16 protein-coding genes are annotated in these 18,634 nt (G+C 55.3%); 5 read left to right on the top strand and 11 right to left on the bottom strand.

What is annotated here, in order from left to right; genetic code table 11:
• Window positions 1–5: 5 nt before the first annotated feature.
• From O987_RS02325 to O987_RS28595, 6 genes are all read right to left on the bottom strand, one after another.
• Window positions 6–704 (bottom strand): WbqC family protein, encoded by a 699-nt coding sequence (locus O987_RS02325; protein WP_043370711.1) that lies wholly within the window; start codon window positions 702–704, stop codon window positions 6–8.
• A 70-nt stretch (window positions 705–774) separates the two neighbouring features.
• A complete protein-coding gene (locus tag O987_RS02320; protein WP_043370709.1) occupies window positions 775–1,989 on the bottom strand; it encodes a hypothetical protein in 1,215 nt (404 codons plus the stop codon).
• A 6-nt stretch (window positions 1,990–1,995) separates the two neighbouring features.
• Entirely contained in the window at window positions 1,996–2,562 is a 567-nt protein-coding gene (locus O987_RS27690; RefSeq protein ID WP_080731430.1) for an acyltransferase, read from the bottom strand.
• A 16-nt stretch (window positions 2,563–2,578) separates the two neighbouring features.
• Window positions 2,579–4,732, bottom strand: a complete 2,154-nt coding sequence (locus O987_RS27685) for a glycosyltransferase family 2 protein (RefSeq protein WP_158407662.1) — start codon at window positions 4,730–4,732, stop codon at window positions 2,579–2,581.
• Between the two features lie 229 nt (window positions 4,733–4,961).
• Window positions 4,962–6,227, bottom strand: a complete 1,266-nt coding sequence (locus O987_RS02300) for a flagellin (RefSeq protein ID WP_043370703.1) — start codon at window positions 6,225–6,227, stop codon at window positions 4,962–4,964.
• Between the two features lie 222 nt (window positions 6,228–6,449).
• On the bottom strand, window positions 6,450–6,680 hold the full coding sequence (locus tag O987_RS28595; RefSeq protein WP_144244882.1) for a hypothetical protein: 231 nt from the start codon (window positions 6,678–6,680) through the stop codon (window positions 6,450–6,452).
• A gap of 14 nt (window positions 6,681–6,694) precedes the next feature.
• On the opposite strand from O987_RS28595, the gene O987_RS02295 reads away from it, so the two are divergent.
• The 5 genes from O987_RS02295 (at window position 6,695) to O987_RS02275 (ending at window position 11,846) form a co-directional block, all read left to right on the top strand.
• The gene (locus tag O987_RS02295) at window positions 6,695–7,885 is read left to right on the top strand and encodes a flagellin (protein WP_043370701.1); all 1,191 of its coding nucleotides are present in this window, start codon (window positions 6,695–6,697) and stop codon (window positions 7,883–7,885) included.
• Window positions 7,886–8,102: 217 nt separating this feature from the next.
• A complete protein-coding gene (locus tag O987_RS02290) occupies window positions 8,103–9,299 on the top strand; it encodes a flagellin (RefSeq protein WP_043370700.1) in 1,197 nt (398 codons plus the stop codon).
• A gap of 304 nt (window positions 9,300–9,603) precedes the next feature.
• A complete protein-coding gene (gene fliD, locus O987_RS02285; protein ID WP_043370699.1) occupies window positions 9,604–11,007 on the top strand; it encodes a flagellar filament capping protein FliD in 1,404 nt (467 codons plus the stop codon).
• Window positions 11,008–11,117: 110 nt separating this feature from the next.
• Window positions 11,118–11,534 carry a flagellar export chaperone FliS gene (fliS, locus tag O987_RS02280; RefSeq protein WP_043370698.1) on the top strand — a complete coding sequence of 139 codons (417 nt, stop codon included), beginning with the start codon at window positions 11,118–11,120 and terminating at the stop codon, window positions 11,532–11,534.
• Between the two features lie 12 nt (window positions 11,535–11,546).
• Window positions 11,547–11,846, top strand: coding sequence for a flagellar protein FliT (locus O987_RS02275; protein ID WP_003059178.1), 300 nt, complete (start codon window positions 11,547–11,549; stop codon window positions 11,844–11,846).
• Window positions 11,847–12,092: 246 nt separating this feature from the next.
• Here the strand turns inward: O987_RS02275 and O987_RS02270 are convergent, their stop codons facing one another.
• Genes O987_RS02270 through O987_RS02250 form a run of 5 tightly spaced genes read right to left on the bottom strand, consistent with a single transcriptional unit; the run spans window position 12,093 to window position 18,561 of the window.
• Window positions 12,093–12,812 carry an RNA polymerase sigma factor FliA gene (locus O987_RS02270; protein ID WP_003059180.1) on the bottom strand — a complete coding sequence of 240 codons (720 nt, stop codon included), beginning with the start codon at window positions 12,810–12,812 and terminating at the stop codon, window positions 12,093–12,095.
• A gap of 5 nt (window positions 12,813–12,817) precedes the next feature.
• The gene (locus tag O987_RS02265; protein ID WP_043370696.1) at window positions 12,818–13,675 is read right to left on the bottom strand and encodes a hypothetical protein; all 858 of its coding nucleotides are present in this window, start codon (window positions 13,673–13,675) and stop codon (window positions 12,818–12,820) included.
• Window positions 13,668–15,281 carry a flagellar biosynthesis protein FlhF gene (flhF, locus tag O987_RS02260; protein ID WP_043370694.1) on the bottom strand — a complete coding sequence of 538 codons (1,614 nt, stop codon included), beginning with the start codon at window positions 15,279–15,281 and terminating at the stop codon, window positions 13,668–13,670. Before flhF ends, O987_RS02265 begins: the two co-directional genes overlap by 8 nt.
• Window positions 15,278–17,380 (bottom strand): flagellar biosynthesis protein FlhA, encoded by a 2,103-nt coding sequence (gene flhA / locus O987_RS02255; RefSeq protein WP_003059188.1) that lies wholly within the window; start codon window positions 17,378–17,380, stop codon window positions 15,278–15,280. The genes flhF and flhA overlap by 4 nt, the downstream gene beginning before the upstream one ends.
• Window positions 17,380–18,561: an EscU/YscU/HrcU family type III secretion system export apparatus switch protein gene (locus tag O987_RS02250; protein ID WP_003059190.1), complete on the bottom strand. Its 1,182-nt coding sequence runs from the start codon at window positions 18,559–18,561 to the stop codon at window positions 17,380–17,382. Before O987_RS02250 ends, flhA begins: the two co-directional genes overlap by 1 nt.
• Between the last annotated feature and the right edge of the window lie 73 nt (window positions 18,562–18,634).

Raw genomic sequence — 18,634 nt, 5'->3', positions numbered from 1 at the left:
ATTTTCTAGCTTTCAATTTTATACTGCTTGAGCAACTCCACAATTTTCTGTGGAGGACACCACATAAGAACATCAAGCATGGAAAGATTTTTTTCAAAAATAAATCTGGAATTACCTTGCATGTAATTCTCAGTTTCATTCTTCATGAATCCAATATCTATATTATTCTTGGAGAAACTTTCTTTCTTGTATAAATTTCTGCCTCCTGCAGCATTGTGATAGCTGCTACATTTCTTCAATTTGCAGATCTCGATAATTCTATCTTCTCCGCTGTAGGAGTCAGAAATATCCAGATCGGATGAGAAGGAGAATAAGCGAGGAATCTTCAGATATTGAAAAACATATATCAGCGTTTTTGAATTTATCTCTGCAACGTTAAATTTCTCCGACTGAAGAATTTCCTCAATCATACTCATCACTGGCATAAAGAATGGGGCATCCCTATAAGCCAATGTGAGGTGATTCTTGAACTTCCTGAAATCCTCAATATAGAAGTGTTCGTTTATCTTTTTAAACTGGCTGATACCATGAATAGGTAGATTGAACCTAAAACGCTCTTTATTCAGGAGAATTTCGTTCCTGTTAATATAGCCCTTCTTTATGAAGTTGACATCATCAAAGAAAATAAATTCATCCACTGAATAAGCCAGCTGATAATATCCAATGTATGGAAAAAAATACGGCTGCATTATGCTTATTTTCATTTTTAATGATGCTTCATTAAAGATGCATTGATTTCGCACATGAAACAGGTGCAATCAATGCATCTCATTGTTATTTCTTGAAATTCCAGTAATAAAAATCACCAAGTTTCATTTCCTGGTGGAAATCTGGAGGGTTTCCATCATTCCATTTCAGGAATTCCTCATATGTTATCCCTTTTGTTTCCTCCATACCTTTGGGAATATATTCCCTACCTCTAGGAGTGACAATTATAAGATTCTCGCCTAGTTTTTTGGCTTCATTGAATGCGATATCTTGAAAAGGGGCCAGATACTGAAAAACGCGCAAGGCCACAATCGCTTTGTACTTCTTCTCAGGAGGCCATGGCGTTTTTCTGGCATCGTGTAGATACGTTGGATTTTTCCCTTCATAGTTCCAGTAACCCTCGATATCCATGGTTTCGCTGCCTGGTAGCAACTGCATGCCCACTGTACCAATTTCCAGCACTTCATCGGGATTGCTGATCTGCAGTGATTTCAGTATTTGAATCGATTTTTCATGGTACTCCCACCGGTTTTCCAAAGGCTGAGTCTTCCAATGCTTGCTGTTATTAAGCTCAGCGGTGCGAATAAAATCTTCTTTAGTTATGAAGTCAACTGAGCATGGATGCTCATCGATAAAATTCTGGGCTTTCTCTATATTTTCCATATTGTCCTCGTCCAAATTGATGCGCATTACTGCAGCACCCATCGATTTAACTAGATTGTAAATCTCTTCACTTTCATTCACAGAAATTTCTATCATCTCTTGGATTGATATTGAGTTTTTTTGTGTATACCCATACCAATCATTAGAAGCACCGGGGGTTTTCTGATGACGCTCCTTTAGGTTATCCAGTATCTTTTCTGAAGATGCTGTGAAGTAAATAATTTTCCTGTTAAGAAGAAGCTTCTGAACTTCGTTATATTTCTCTTTTGATGCGCTTAATATTTCTTTTGAAAAATTGTGAAATACGCCATCATCATTTATTAACTTCAAATTCTTTGAGCTTGAAACAAGCTGATCCAATGTGATAATTTCATTAAAATAATCACCAATGAACTTTTTCTGAAATTCCGATCGATTGAGCTTCTCGACATTCTCTCTCTTACGATAAATTATCGTTCTGACAATGTCATCAGGTTCACTGACATTTTGAGTCTTTGCGATTTCTCTGACATCATCCATTCCCAACCAAGCAGGGTCAATTACACCTTTTAAATGATTGAAAAATGTGGTTTTACCAATCCCGCTGGGCCCAATAAACTCGATTACTTTAGCGTTCATTTCTAGCTATCTGTTTTCTTCTGATTCAAGATATTCTTTTTCTAGTCTTAGTGCATCCTGCTTTCTTGATCTTATTATTTTTGCAGGATTACCAAAATAGATAGTCCATTCTTTTGTGGACTTTGTAACCATTGAATTGGCCCCCACAGATGTTCCTTCGGCCAGAATGACACCGGGGAAAATAATGGAGTTGGTTCCAACAATCGAATGCTTCTTGATCAGGATTGGTTTTTTAGTTTCTTTTCTGTAGCGCTGAGGAACTGTTGGGTTGGTCAAGGCATCGCCCGCATAACTATCACTTTGCGTGAAAACATGGCATCCGAAAGCAAGGCCCGAAAAATCTTCCAGCGTGATTCCAGGTTCCCCACCAACCACATTGCAGAAAGTCGCAATGTGTACATTGCGCCCGATTATCAATGTCCCGGAAATGATGCAAAAATCATCAATACGGGAATTGTCTCCAATCTGGATCCTATCGGGATTGTAAATAGAGGCTTTCTCGCTTATTTTTACATTTTTCCCTACATACTTAAAGCCGATATCATTTATCTGGTCTTGCGTGAGGAATGCCATGATTTTCTTTCATCAACTAAGCTGGTCGTGTCCCAGGAGTTCCAAATCTTGAGTTTCCACCAAGTATTTTCAATACTTCATTGGAAATGTGTTCAACATCTTCTTGATCTAGTTGATGATTGCATGGCAGAAGAACTATCTTGCTCACCAACAAAGTCAATGCCCCGACTTCCTTAAGCTGATTGGAAACAGCCTCACACAAAATTCCGTGATGATGCAATGCAGTTATGAAAAAAGGTGCAGGAATGTGATCTGGCAGTACAAATGGAAAGAAATTTGGGGCAAAATTTATATTCTTATTTTCTTTGAGGAATGAATAATTTCCCAACTTTTCATTCAAGAAGTTGAAATTGCATTGCGTTCGAGAAATAACAGATGGAGCAGAAATTCTTTTGAGCATAGCCATGCTCAAGGAACTCATGGCACCCACTGGCATGGGATTTTTGATAGCAATAGCCTGACTAAGGACTTCTGAAAAATCCTGAGAATTGCAATCTAATTGTTGCACCAGCAATTTCTGGTGCTGCTCAATCCATGAATTTTCATCGATGATTGTTTCAGGAGCAATTTCCTGCAAACTGGATAAGCCATTTCCAACTAATATGCACCCATCTGGAACGCCCAGCACTTGGACAGGTGTGTAGATGGTGACATCCGCCTCATTATTATGAGATGGAGTGCTCGTTTGCGAGCGATCCTCGATCCAGTAAATATTCTTATGCGTTGCAATGGCATTATTTATATTTTCCGGGAGTGGTTGACCCAGCCAGGACTGAATCAGAATCGCGTCGCCAGATTTTGCCTGCTCTATGAAATCTATATTTGGAGAGAAATCACTATTAACACAATATATATAATAGGGTATTTTCAATGCATTCAATTGCTCTATCAATGTAGCAGCAATAGTACTTGGCAGCCATAAGGTTTTTATTCTCTGGTTGTATGCCCAATTTATCAAAGCTGAATTGAACGATGAGAATGTCGAAAACTCTTTATCCTTTGTCCAGCTTTGCCAAATGCTGTCTTCGACCTCGGAAATAATTTCCACATCCAGCTTTTTCATACCGCCAACTTTTTTAATTTTTGGCGGAGAGTTCTTTATTGTCTGCCATGGAGGTGCGTAATTTTTATCGTCTGGAAAAGCCAGCTCCATGGCACGGAATATTGGAGCATTATCCTTAAAGAATTTTCCGCACCATTCCTCATACTTTTCCAGTATTATTTGAGCTGCAGGAAGGTTGCCCGTCTCAAGATGATTGCTCACCATGTTGCGTATGGAAAGCAAAATCCTCTCTCGGATCTGATAATGAAATCTACCTGCAAAAAATTTATCCATTTCCTGATAAATATTTATCCAGCCATGGCCTTCCTTTTGGAAGAAGGCGCCTTTGTCTACATTTTGCAGCCATGAGAACCCGGTTTCATTTCTTCGCCAGACACTCATCACCTCATCAAAGTATTTTGTTTTTCCTTCGACCGCGTGCAGCATCAGTATGGCATGATCAAACGTCATCCACTTTCTAAACCACTTGGGAAGGCCTTCACTGAATCTATATCGAAAAACAAATGAACTTGTATGTAGGAAGTAGTTGGAAATCAGTTCATCGGCGTAGAAAATACCTTCTCGAATTCTTTCGTCGCTGGAGGCTAAATCTTTGTAAACGTATTGCTTTTGGTTAGATGTGGCTTTCTCGAACTGCATTTCCACTTTGTGGACACACACAGAAAAATCTGGATTCTCTTCTAGGAAATTTATTTGCTTTTCCAGTTTTGCATCCGAAACCCAGTAATCATCTCCTTCACAGAAGGCAATATATTTACTGCTGATGTATTGGTAGCCGTCAAAATGATTGTTGATACCGCGACTATTGCTCGGCTGCTCCAGCAATGTAAGATTCTTATATTTTTTCTGAAACTCTTTTACGATGTCCGCTGTTTTGTCGGTCGAGGCATCGTCGCAAACAACCAGCTCAAAATCAAAACTTGTTTTTTGCTCAAGAATACTTTTTAGTGCTTGCTCTATATATGGCGCATGATTATATGTAGCCATCAATATGGAAACCAGCGGAGGAGGATTATCATTATTTTTAATGATAGTCAGATTTTTCATTTTTAATGCAGATAGATGATGAAATACCAGACTCCCCCTTCGACAAGGGGCGATGGCCATGCGCATGCCACCGCTGGATTTCCGTCTTTGAGCCTGTGTGGCGGATAGCTGATGTTATCAGCGGTAGTGCAATTACCGAACAGCGAGAAATGATAAAAAAATAGCTGCTACTGCTTGCTATGCCTCGCTTTCAAATAGATTTCTATCTGAAAGCAAAGACTGGCAAGCGATAACAGCTTATTTTTAAAAGTTGAGAGCTTGGGCGGCGTCGAAGCACCACCCCGAGACATTATTTTTGCAGCAGCTGCAGCACTTGCTGGGGAATCTGGTTGGCCTGGGCCACCATGGCCGTGCCGGCCTGCTGCAGGATCTGTGTGCGGCTCAGGTTGGCGGTTTCCTTGGCAAAGTCTGCATCAACGATGCGTCCTCGTGCGGCCGAGAGGTTTTCCGACTGGATGTCGATATTGTTGACCGCGTTCTCGAAGCGGCTCTGCATGGCGCCCAGCGTGGCTCGTGCGCTGTTGATCTGGTCTACGGCGCTGTCGATCTTCTGCAAGGCAACCCAGGCACCCGCCTGGGTGGATACATCAATGTCTTCGATGCCCTGAGCTTTGCTGACGGAACCTGCAGCAGGGGCAGCGCCACCGGTCAAGCTGATGCCAGCTGGATTGGCCGCAGGGTTGAGGCCCACGCTTGGCGCGCTGAAGTCGGCGCCCCCAAAAGTCACGGACACAGGGTTGCCGCTGCCGTCGAGCTTGTTGGACAGGATGTCCACCTGGTAGTTCTCGGAACCATCAATCTTGGTCAGGTAGGCGGTCACGCCGGTATCACCGGTTTTGTTGTTGATGGCTTCCACGATCTGTCCCAGGCGCTCCTGGGGACTGCCTGCTGCGGCCAGTGGCCCCAGGTTGATCGCAGAGCCACCACCAACGGTGATGGTCACATCGGCGGCAGCGGTGCTGAAATCGGCAAGGGGCTGGCCTGCAGCAATGGGCTGGGCAGTCGCAACGGGGGAGACTGTCGACTGTCCATAGGACACCGAGGACAGCTGCGAGGACCGTGTATCTGCCAAAGCGCCCAGCGTGATGTTGTCGCCAGAGTTGGCGCCCACCTGGAACACCGCACCCGCAAAGCTGCCCTCCAGCAGCTTCTGGCCGTTGAAATTGGTCTGCTTGGCAACACGATCGATTTCGGAGGACAGCTGCTTGACTTCGGCCTGCAGCGCTTCGCGGTCGCTCTTGCTGTTGGTGGCATTGCCGGCTTGCACGGCCAACTCGCGCATACGCTGCAGCATGTCGCCGACCTTGCCCAACGCACCTTCGGCCGTCTGGGCCAGGGAAATTCCGTCGTTGGCATTGCGCGATGCAACCTGCAGGCCGCGCACCTGTGTATTCATGCGTTCGGCAATGGCCAGGCCGGCTGCGTCATCCTTGGCGCTGTTGACACGCAGGCCCGAGGACAGGCGTTGCATGGAGGTCGCCAGCGACGTGCCTGAGAGGGCTAGATTGCGCTGGGCGTTGATCGAGATGATGTTGGTGTTGATGGTAGCAGCCATGTCTAGAAACCTCCGGAATTAGGGCTTGGAGCATCGCTGCAGTGACCAAAGACATTGGTTAAGCGATTGGCAAACCTAGCGATGAGAGGATTTTTCTATGAACCGCTGACCTGCATACGACCGAATAAAGCGCCAATTGCCCGCCTTCTTGCTGCTTTCCCAAGCCCCCGGCATCACCGGCTGGTTCTCAGCCATGAAGCGGACTCACGCCCAAAAGCCTGTTCAGCATGCTGCTGTTGATACGGAGGCTTTTGTAAAGAATCTGCCCGGCGCAGCAAGCCCTTGGGCGACTTGCTGCGGGCGAGATGAAAAAACGCTAAAGAAAAAAAAATACAGCCCGATAACTGCATTGTACGGAGCAGGCAAGCCGCAAAAGCGGCAAGCAAAGCCCAAAGAGGCCCGCAATGCAAGGCTCCGGCAACCAAGCAAACCATTCATCAATACCGTCTGCATAAAGGAATTCCATCATGGCCATGACCATCAACACCAACGTTGTTTCGATCAATGCCCAGCGCAACCTGGGCCTGTCGGGCAGCTCGCTGGCGACCTCCATGCAACGCCTGTCCTCGGGCCTGCGTGTCAACAGCGCCAAGGATGATGCGGCCGGCCTGGCCATTGCCGAGCGCATGAGCACCCAGGTGCGTGGCCTGTCCGTGGCTTCTCGCAATGCCAACGATGGGATTTCTCTGGCCCAGACGGCAGAAGGTGCCTTGGGCAAGGTCGGCGACATGCTGCAACGCATGCGTGAACTGGCCGTGCAGTCGGGCAATGCCACCAATAGCAAGTCTGACCGCGAAGCCCTGCAGGCCGAACTCTCGCAACTGCGTGACGAAGTGGATCGCGTGGCCAAGACCACCACCTTCAACGGTCAGAAGGTGCTGGACGGCAGCTTCACCGGTGGTGTGTTCCAGGTGGGTGCGAACTCGGGCGACAACATCACGGTGGGAGCTTTGGCTAATACCAAGGTGGATGAGCTGGGCAAGTCTGCTTATGGCGAAGTGACGGGTGGGTTGGTCGCAGCAACGGTCAAATCTGAAGCGCAGGCGGCGATTTCGGCTGGCGATGTGACGATCACGATCACCGGCGCCAATGGCAAGGCAGCAGCCGACGTCACGATTGCCAAGGATGCCAACGTGACCGAGGACGAGGCCCTGGGCAAGGTGATCGCAGCCATCAATACTCGGACTGCAGACACAGGCGTGACAGCTTTCCTGAGCGACGACAAGACCAAGATCGAGCTGCGTGCGACCGAAAACCCCGCCAATGGCGATGCGCTCTCCAATATTTCGATCAGCAGCAGCATTGCCTCGGTGGACGCGGCAAGCTTCACCGAAGCTGGCGGCAAGGGAATTGACAAAGTAAACATCAGCACCCAATCCGGTGCCTGGGAAGCCTTGCAGCGTATCGATCAGGCCATCGACAAGGTGAACTCTGCCCGTGCCGATCTGGGCGCCATCCAGACTCGCTTCGAGAAGTCGATCGAGAACATCGACATCCAGAGCGAGAACCTCTCGGCAGCGCGTGGCCGCATCACTGATGCAGACTTTGCCAAGGAAACCGCCAACCTGAGCCGCACACAGATTCTGCAGCAAGCAGGCACGGCCATGGTGGCCCAGGCCAACCAGCTGCCTCAGCAAGTGCTGAGCCTGCTGAAGTAATGAAGTCAGGCCTTGACGATGCGCTCTTACAGCGAGGCCTGACATGAACACAAGGCCCTGCACTGCAACTCCCCAGCTTCAGTGCAGGGCTTTGGCAAGAACGGGTAGCCAGACTGCCTGAAAAAAAGGAGTCGATGGAAATGCGCATGTTTTTCGTGTGCTCCCAACCATCGGATTCCATATCACCGAGTGAGCGTTAGAAAAAGGGGAAACTCAAATGGCAATGACCATTAACACCAATGTTGTGTCCATCAATGCACAACGCAATCTGGGGCTGTCTGGCAACTCGCTGGCGACCTCCATGCAACGCCTGTCTTCGGGCCTGCGTGTCAACAGCGCCAAGGACGACGCCGCCGGCCTGGCCATTGCCGAGCGCATGAGCACCCAGGTGCGCGGCCTGTCCGTGGCATCGCGCAACGCCAATGACGGTATTTCCCTGGCCCAGACAGCTGAAGGCGCGCTGGGCAAGGTCGGCGACATGCTGCAACGCATGCGCGAACTGGCTGTGCAGTCGGGCAATGCCACCAACAGCAAGAGTGACCGCGAAGCCCTGCAGTCCGAACTGTCCCAGCTGCGTGATGAAGTGGACCGCGTGGCCAAGACCACCAGCTTCAACGGTGCCAAGCTGCTCGACGGTGGCTTCACCGGTGCAGTTTTCCAGGTGGGCGCCAACTCCGGCGACAACATCACCGTGGGCGCTCTGGCCAATACCAAGGTCGATGAGCTCGGCAACTCGACCTACGGCAAGGCAGCGGATGTCACTGCGGCAACGGTCAAGACACAGGCACAGGCATCGATCTCGGCTGGCGATGTGACAATCAAGATCACGGGCTCCAATGGCACCGAGACTTCGGTCAAGATTGCCAAGGATGCCAATGTGACCGAGGACGAAGCCCTGGGCAAGGTGGTGGCGGCCATCAACTCCAAGACGGCCGACACCGGCGTGACAGCCTTCCTGAGCGACGACAAGACCAAGATCGAGCTGCGCGCCACCGAAAATCAGGCCAATGGCGACGATATTGCCAACGTCAAGATTGACACGGGCAGCAGCATCGCAGCAGTGGACGTTACGGCCGGTGCCGCCACCGCGGGCGGCGGCAAGGGCATTGACCAGGTGGACATCAGCACTCAATCTGGTGCCTGGGAAGCTCTGCAGCGTATCGACAAGGCCATTGACAAGGTGAACTCTTCCCGAGGTGACCTGGGTGCCATCCAGACCCGGTTCGAGAAATCGGTTGAGAACATCGACATCCAGAGCGAGAACATCACTGCAGCCCGCGGCCGCATCACCGATGCCGACTTCGCCAAGGAAACCGCCAACCTGAGCCGCACGCAGATCCTGCAGCAGGCCGGCACGGCGATGGTGGCCCAGGCCAACCAGCTGCCCCAGCAGGTCCTGAGCCTGCTGCGCTGATGACGGTAGCTGCCTGCGTCGTCTCGATGAGAGGCATCGCAGGCAAGCTCTAGTGAAAGTTTGCTTTTTGATGGCGGTCTTGCAAATGCGAGACCGCCTTTTTTGCATGCGCCTGTAAAAAGCACTCAAGTTCTCATCCAAAAAGCCGAGAAAGAGGCGGGAAAAGCTGTGAGGCCCGAGTCCAAAGCCGCGATAGACAAGGCCTCATGCTGCTTTTCATGCTTTTGATTTTTTCTTCTTGCCCCAGAATGGGCGGCAGTGATAGGCATGGACTGCGGGAGTCCACGGCCGCAAGGAGTAGAAAATGGCAGTTTCCTCTGTGGGTATTGGCAGTGGCCTGAATGTCTCGGACATCATCAGCAAGATGGTGTCTCTGCAAAAGCAGCCTTTGGCAGGACTGCAGGTCAAACAGCAGACCATCCAGACCCAGATTTCGACCTATGCTCAGATCAAGTCGCTGTCGAGCACGCTGGCCGATGCGAATGCCAAGCTCACGCGCGATAGCGGCTGGAATTCGATGACCATCAACTCCAGCAACTCCGCAGTGTCGATGACGGTGTCGGGCATTACCAGCGCGGCGACGTATGACGTGTCGGTGACCCAGCTCGCTCGATCGCAGACATCGGTGAACGCTGCGCGTGCCGTGGATCAGAAGATGGGTGCGGCAGGCACGTTGAGCATCCAGAACACCAAGACTGGCGTACCGGTGAATGTCGACTACACCAGCAGCGACACGCTGACCACGCTGGCCGCGAAAATCAATGAAAAGGCCTCCGGCATGCAGGCTCTGGTGATGCGTGATGGCGCAGGCAACGAGCAATTGATGCTTCGCTCCAAGGCGACGGGGGCAGATGCGGCATTCAGCGTGACGGATAGCGGCTCCGCCGTGGGCAGTTTCTCCATCCCTGCCAACCAAGGGGCGCAGGATGCCAAGATCACCATCAATGGTGTGACGCAAGCCTCCAGCACTGACAACTTCGACAATGTGCTGCCGGGCTTGAAGATCACGGTCAACCAGGTGACCGTCGATCAGGCGACCAATGTGGACAAGCCTGCGCGCGTCTCCGTGACGGCTGACAAGACCGCCACCAAGAAGAACATTCAGGACTTTGTAGACGCTTTCAATGCCTTGAACGACTTGTTGACCAAGACCACCAAGGGCATGCGGGACGAGAGCGGCAAACAGACATCCTCGACCGACGAAAACGATCCATCGGGACTGTTCCAGGGCGATTCAGCCACGATCAGTCTGCAAAGCAGCCTGCGCTCCCTGCTCAGCGGCTCGGCCAGCAATGCCACGGGCGATCTCAAGCGCCTGGCGGATATCGGTATCGAGTACAAGGATGGCACCTTGAGCATCACCAAGTCCGAAAAGCTGGACAAGGCCCTGGACTCACCCGACGCCCTCAAGTCGCTTTTCGCAGCCAAGTCTTCCAGCGATGGAACCGGTGGCGGCATTGCCGTGAGCATGAAGAAATTCACGGATGAGCTGCTGGCCTATGACGGAACGCTGAACAGCAAGACCGACTCACTCGAATTGCGCAAAAAGAGCAATCTAAAGGACCAGGACAAGATCAACGCGGGAGCGACGACGCTGGAGGCCAAACTGACGCGTCAATACTCGGCACTGGACTCGCAGATGTCCTCCATCTCGGCGCTCAGCACCTATATGCAGAACCAGATTGCTGCCTGGAACAAGAGCAGCTGAAGATTCGCGCTTTGCGTAAAGCGGCTCAGTTCTGCACGGGGCCAAAAAAAACTTGATTTTGGAAAGCGACTGCCGATATCCAAGGTAAGTCGTTGACAAGGAAGCCTGCCATGTATACCCCCTCTTTTTCCCGCGCTGCGAGTGCCTATCGCCAGGTAGGTGCTCAGTCTGGCGTGGAAAGCGCATCGCCACATCGCCTGATTCAGATGCTGTTTGAAGGGCTGTTGCAGAACCTGAATGCTGCACGCGGCGCGATTGAGCGCGGCGAGGTAGAGGTCAAGGGCACCCAACTGGGTCGTGCGGTGCGCATCCTGGAAGAAGGCCTCAAGGGCAGTCTCAACCGCGAACAGGGCGGAGAGCTTGCCGCTAACCTGGGCGCCTTGTATGACTATTGCATCCAGCGCCTGACTCATGCCAATTTGCGCAATGACGTGCAGGCCGTGGAAGAGGTAGTCTCGCTGGTGGAGCCTGTCGCCCAAGGCTGGCAAGAAATCGGTTCCGCTCCCGCTGCTGCAGCCGGGCAATAAAACAATGCATATATGGAGCACACATTGATCGACTTCTACCGCGCCATTGAGGAAAGCAGCGCCAAGATGCTGCAGGCCGCCCAGGCCAAGGACTGGGACGGTGTTGCGCGCTATGAGGGCACTTGTGCCGTGCTGATCGAGCAGCTGCGCTTTCGTTCGCGTGACGAAAAGCTGGCGCCCGAACTGCGCAAGGAAAAGGCGCGCATCATGCAACGCATCTTGCGCAACGATGCCCAGATTCGCGTGCTCGCCGAGCCCTGGCTGGCCAGTTTCGAGCACATGTTTGACGGCCAGCCGCATGTGATGCACTGATTGCAAAGCCACTCAAGCCAAGCCCTGCTGCAGCGATGCAACAGGGCTTTTTGCTTGCAGCGACGATCAAGACATCCATGAACCCAATGCCGCAGAACGCCAAACGCTATCGACAATGAAGCAGAAAAACGCAGCCATGCCGCTGCGTTGCAAAAACAAAGCCGCCGCTTGGGCAGATGGGATCTGCCCAAGCGGCGGCTTTGTTCTGGTCAATGGCCCGCTCTCCTGGCGGACCGTTTCAGGTGTTCAATGCGAGCGCATCTTGGTGCGCAGACGGGCGATGGCCTGACTGTGCAGCTGGCAGACCCGCGACTCGGTCACGCCGAGCACGGCGGCGATTTCCTTGAGGTTCATGTCGTGCTCGTAGTACATGCCCATCACATACTGCTCGCGCTCCGGCAGGGCCTTGATGGCCTCGACCAATGCGGAGCGCATGCGCTGGTCACGCAGCAAGGCAAAGGGGTCGGCACCAGAGTCAGCCACATGCCGCTCCAGATAGTCGTCGCCGTCGTCGCCGTCACCTCCGCCTATGTCCTCGAGATAGACCAGCTGCGTGCCGCGCACCTTGCCCAGCAGGGACTGATAGTCGTCCAGGGCCATGCCCAGCTCGGCCGCGATCTCCGACTCCAGCGGGGGCCGGCCCAGGCGCTGTTCCAGGCGGTTGAGCGCCTGCTCGATTTCCTTCTGGCTTTTGCGTGAGCTACGGCTCATCCAGTCGCCTTCGCGCAGTTCGTCCAGCATGGCGCCACGAATGCGCTGGCTGGCGAAAGTGTCGAATTGCACGCCTTGCTCGCTCTCGAAGCGCGACAGCGCTTCGGCCAGACCGATCATGCCTACCTGGATCAGGTCATCCAGCTCGACGTTCGGTGGCAGTTTGGCGATCATGTGCAAGGCAATTCGACGCACAAGCGGCACATGCTGACGAATCAGCGCGTCGCGGTCGAGTTGGCCTTTGGCGGTGTACATGGCAGTCAATGGCTCCAGACAAGGGATTCAGGCGCGGCAGCCGCCGTGGGCTGGGCCTGCATGGGCAGGATGCAGGCCGTCTTGAGCATGTGCAGCGTGAGCTGATGCAGATCGCTGGCCTGACGCCAGCGCAAGCGCATGAGCACCGGGGCATCGCCCAGATGGCGCTGCGAACACTGTAGCAGTGCATTCAGGCGCTGCAAGCGTGTCTGAGCGTTTTGCTTGGCTGTCTGCGAGCTGCTTTGCTTGCGGCTCCAGTCGTATTTCTGCGGACCATCAGCCGCGAGCGGTGCCTCCAGTGCGGCAATCGTGCACTCTACACCGGCAAACAAGGCCAGATGCTTGAGCTGACGGTAGCTTTCAATGAGGTGTTCGGAATCGGGTGGCACGACCAGCAGCGGCTGCAGGCCCTGGCCTTGCAGCAGCGGCGTCAGGGTCTCGCTGCTCGCATAGATGAGAACGGTGGTGTAGCCGCGCACATAGGCTTGCAGGGCCGTCAGCATGTCCAGCCCCATCTCGTCGGCAGAGGCCTTGAGCTGTTTGAGGCCCAGTCGCGCGGGCAGGCTGGCCACCGACTGGGCGTCGCCGACGCTTGCGCGCAGTCCCGCCTGAGCCTGCCAGGCATGCTGCGCCAGCAGCTGGGCAAGACCTGGCGTGTGAAAGGATTCGGCCTGGCTGCCATCGAGCACCAGCACCTTCTGCCCCAGGCGCTGCAACTGGGCGCACAACGGCCAGAGCACGGCCTGCTCGGCAGCCGCACCCGATGCGCTGTGCAGCACGGCCAGCACGCGCAAGCCTGCGGTGCTGGCATCGCTCACATGCAGAGCCATGCCCTGATGCAATGGCGAGCGACGCTCAAGCATGGGCAGCCTCTGCGCTGCTGGCGGACGAAGGGGTGAAGAAGAAGTCCAGATCCAGCGACTGGGGATCAAAGGCCGACTTGGCCGCCGAGCGCATGGAGGCCGAGACCAGCAGTTGCGCATTGGCGCGTTCGAAGTCTTCGGGCACGCGCTGGCCATTGGTCACGCCGCGCAGCTGGATCTGATGACGGATCAGCGTGTCCACCGAAGGACCAACCTTCACGGCTTCATCGACCTTGGTGAGGATGGCGTGTTGCGATCCGCGCGCCTTGAAGGCCTGCATGACATCGTCCTGCGCATCGCCCTGAGCGGCTGCATTGACGGCCAGCAGCTGCTGCACGCCCTCAATGGCCAGCACATCCATGATCTCGTCCTTGCGCGGATCACGCGGGGCCACGCCGGTCGTATCGATCAGCACCATCTTCTTGCTCTGCAGCAGTCCGAGCAGGTCCTGCAGCGCAGCCTTGTCATGGGCCTGATGGGCCACCATGCCCAGCATGCGGGCATAGGTGCGCAACTGGTCATGGCCACCGATGCGATAGGTATCCAGCGTGATCAGACCCACGGATGCGGGACCATGCTTGGCCGCGCACAGCGCCGCCAGCTTGGCCGTGGTGGTGGTCTTGCCCACGCCGGTCGCGCCGACCAGGGCAAACACCCCGCCCTGCTCGTAGATGGCAGGCTGGGCTGCATCGGTGCGCAGATTGCGCTCCAGCACCTGCATCAGCCAGCGCACGGCGTCGCCGGCGGAGAGCGTCTCTGGCAGCTTCTCGATCAGCGCACGTGCAAGTGCGGGCGAGTATCCGGCGCGGATGAGCTTGTGCATCAGGCTGGACTGGATCGGGTTCTGACGCGTCTGGCCCAGCCAGGTCAGCGTGTTGAAGCGCTCCTCGATCAGATCCTTCATGGACTGCATCTCCTGCATGAAGTTCTGAGGTGCAGCCGTACTGACGGGTCTGGCGCTTTCCTTGAGCTGGATCTTCTCGGGACGCAGAGGATTGTGGCGGATCACCGCAGCGCTGGCTGCCTGAGACTTGGCGGCCATGGCAGGGCGCTCGTTGTTGCGCTCCTGCACGCGCTGGGCAAAGGTGGGCAGCGCTTCGCTGCTGTCCAGCGACGACTCATGGCGGCGGCGCAGCATGCGCTCGCGCACATAGTCCTGGAAGGTCAGCGTGCTCATGGACAGTTGCTCCACATCGTCCTGCACGGAATGCTGGGCCAGTTCATTGATGGCCTTGACCGGCTTGGCCTGAATCTGCATCTCGCGGGCCTGCTCTTCCTTGGCCGTCTGACGCGCCTGCACATGCTCCAGCGTACTCATGGCTTCACCGCCCCGGCTGCGCCTGGCAGCAGCGGGGGCCAGAGGCGAGTGCTCCTTGCGCAGGCTCATGCCTTCGTCACTTGCGCGGCGCTCCAGTGCCTTTTGCAGGGGCGAGCCGGTCTGCATGCCGGCATCCATGTCCTGAAGGGTCTCTTCGGCCGTGGCCATGACTTCCACTCCATCCGGCGTCTGTCGGTTGGAGAGAATCAGGGTGCCGTCGCCAAAAACCATGCGCGCCTTGGCCAGGGCCTCACGGGCAGTCGGGGCGTAAAAGCGTTTGATATTCATGCGGTTGCACCTTTAAGAATCGGGCCGATGCGGATGGTGTGCGTCTCGGGAATCTCGCTGTGCGCGAGCACCTGCAGACGCGGCGCCACACGGCGCAGCAGCTTGGCAAGAGAGTTGCGGATGACGTCCGGCACCAGCAGGCAGGCGGGCAGACCCAGCTCTTCCTGTTGGTTGGCCACATCGACCGCTTTTTGTGTGAGGATTTCAGCCACGCCGGGGTCCAGCGATGGCGCATTGGGGTTCGACAGTGCCTGCACCAGCAGACGCTCCAGGCCGGGCTCGATGGCAATCACATTGAGCTCGCGGGTCGGACCGTAGATCTGCTGCACGATGGCAGGCGACAGCGCAATGCGCACGCGACGCGCCAGCTCCACCGGATCGGCCGTCTGCGTGGCGTTTTCGGCCAGCGTCTCGATGATGGTGCGGATATCACGAATGTGCACAGAGTCCTCCAGCAGCAGCTGGAGCACTTTCTGGAACGTTGTGATGGGCACCATTTTCGGGATGACTTCTTCGATGAGTTTGGGGGCCAGCTTGGCCACATGGTCAACGAGCTGCTGCGTCTCAGTACGAGACAACAGCTTGGCCGCGTGCACTTGCATCAAGTGTGACAAATGCGTCGCCATCACGGTTTCCGAATCAACGACGGTAAAACCGGCCATTTGTGCCGCTTCCTTCTGCCGCTCGTCAATCCAGTGCGCGGGCAGGCCAAAGGCAGGATCGGTCGTGGCCGTGCCTATCAGCGGCGTGGTGATGCCGCCGGGATTGATGGCCAGGAACATGCCGGGGAAGGCTTCGCCCTCACCCACCATGACGCCGCGCAGCGTCATGCGATAGGCACTGGGCTTGAGCTCCAGGTTGTCGCGCACATGTACGGCCGGGGGCAGAAAGCCCACCTCCTGTGCAAACTTGCGGCGCACACCCTTGATACGCGTCAACAAGTCGCCCTGACGGCTCTTGTCCACCAAGGCAATCAGGCGGTAACCCAGCTCCAGGCCGAGCAGATCCACGGGTTGCAGATCGTCCCAGCTCGCTTCGCCGTCACCCTGCACAGCCTGCTGCTGGGGTGCCGCGGCGCTGTTTTCTTCTGCGACGCGGGCTTTCTCCCGCTTGTCCAGCATCCAGGCACCCCAGCCCAGCAATGCCCCCATGCTGATGAACACCAGATGCGGCATGCCGGGAATCAGGCCCAGCAGGATCATCACGCCGGCCGTGATGCCCAGCACCTTGGGCGACATGAACAGCTGCTGCACGATCTGGCGGCCCATATCGGATTCCTTGCCCACGCGCGAGATCACCATGGCCGAGGCCACCGAGATCAACAGACCCGGAATCTGCGCCACCAGCGCATCGCCCACGGCCAGCAGGATATAGCTGTCGGCCGCCTGGCCCGCGGTCAGGCCGTGCTGGGCCATGCCGATGATCAGGCCGCCGATGACGTTGATCACCAGAATCAAGATGCCGGCAATCGCGTCGCCGCGCACAAACTTGCTGGCTCCGTCCATGGAGCCGAAGAAATTGGCTTCCTCGCCCACTTCGGCACGGCGGCGCTTGGCTTCCTTCTCGTCGATCAGGCCGGCGTTCAGATCGGCGTCCACCGCCATCTGCTTGCCGGGCATCGCGTCCAGTGTGAAGCGGGCCGAGACTTCGGCAATACGCTCTGCGCCCTTGGTAATCACCACGAAGTTGATGACCACCAGAATGCTGAACACGATCAGACCCACGGCAAAGTTGCCGCCGATCAGGAAGTGGCCGAAAGCCTCGATCACCGCACCCGCGGCGCCGGGGCCGGTGTGGCCCTCCATCAGTACCACGCGCGTCGACGCCACGTTGAGCGACAGGCGCATCAGCGTGGTCAGCAGCAGCACCGAAGGGAAGGCCGCGAAATCCAGCGGCTTGATCATGTAGGCCGCCACCATCATCACCATCAGCGCCACGGCAATATTGAGGGTGAAGAAGGTGTCCAGCAGCCAGGGCGGCACGGGCAACACCATCAGACCCAGAATGGCCACCACCAGAATGGGAGTAGTCATCCCTTGCAGGGCGCCGGCATTGGAGCCAGACCACTTCTGGAACAGTTGCAGAGGATTCGACGACATCACAGATTACCTTCTTGCTGCGCAGCAGCATCGACCGCCGCAGGCTGGGTGCGGCCACGGTGCGGATCCAGCTCCACAGGCACGGGGGGCTCGCCCAGCGCATCGGGCATGGGACCCTGGCCGCTCAGTGCAGCCTTGAGACGATAGACATAGGCCAGCACCTGGGCCACGGCCGTGTAAAGCGCGGCGGGGATGGCCTGATCCAGATCGGCATGGGCATAGAGAGCGCGCGCCAGCATGGGCGACTCAAGCACCGGGATCTGATGCGCGCCCGCGATTTCGCGAATCTTGAGCGCCACCAGATCCGTGCCCTTGGCAATCACCTGGGGCGCGGCCATGGTGGCATCGTCATAACGCAGTGCCACGGCATAGTGGGTAGGGTTGGTGACCACAAAGTCGGCTCTGGGCACGGCCGAGACGCTGGCCCGGTCGGCGATCTCGCGCTGCTTCTGGCGGATCTTGCCCTTGAGCTGCGGGTTGCCTTCGGACTCCTTGTGCTCCTGCTTGACCTCCTCATGACTCATCTTGAGGCGCGACTTGAAGAGAAAGGCCTGCAACGGCACATCGATCAGGGCCACCAGCAGCACCACGACCAGCAGCAGGGTGACGCCCGTGGTCAGCCAGGAGCCCACCATGGCGAGCGCCATGGGCGATGGCTGGGCCGAAACCGATGCAATCTCGGCAATATTGGCACTCATGTACTTCCAGGCCACGAAGCCCAGCACGATGGTCAGGAACACCATCTTGACCACCGTGGTCAGTTGCTGCTTGGAGAACAGATTCTTGAGGCCAGACAAGGGATTGAGCTTGCCAAAGCGCGGCTGAATGGGCTTGAAGCTGAAGATCCAGCCACCTGCAGCCACGCCGGACAGCACCGAGGCCGTGGTGGTCACCAGCGCGAAGATCACGGAAATTCCAAGACCCAGCATCAGCATGGACTGAAAGCGCTCCAGCATCAGCGCCGGAGTCTTGGCTGTCACGGCATTGAACACCAGTTGCTGGGCCATGGCCTCGCGCAGATGATTCATCATGGGCTGGGTGCCCATCAGCACCAGCAAAGCGCCCGTGCCCAGAATGGCCAGGTGCGACAGATCGCGCGAGCGCGCACCTTGGCCGTCTTCACGCGTCTTCTGCAGCTTGCGTTCGGTGGCGGGCAGGTTTTTGTCTTGGGATTCGGACATGGCGCACGGACGGATTGGATGTCCCAATTGTCCGAATCCGGCGCCCCTGCAATGCGTGGATAAGCGGCAGCCA

It is taken from the genome of Comamonas testosteroni TK102, assembly GCF_000739375.1.
Taxonomy (GTDB): domain Bacteria; phylum Pseudomonadota; class Gammaproteobacteria; order Burkholderiales; family Burkholderiaceae_C; genus Comamonas; species Comamonas brasiliensis.
Note: the sequence above shows the minus strand (reverse complement) of the source record. Positions and strands in the feature narration are given on the sequence as shown.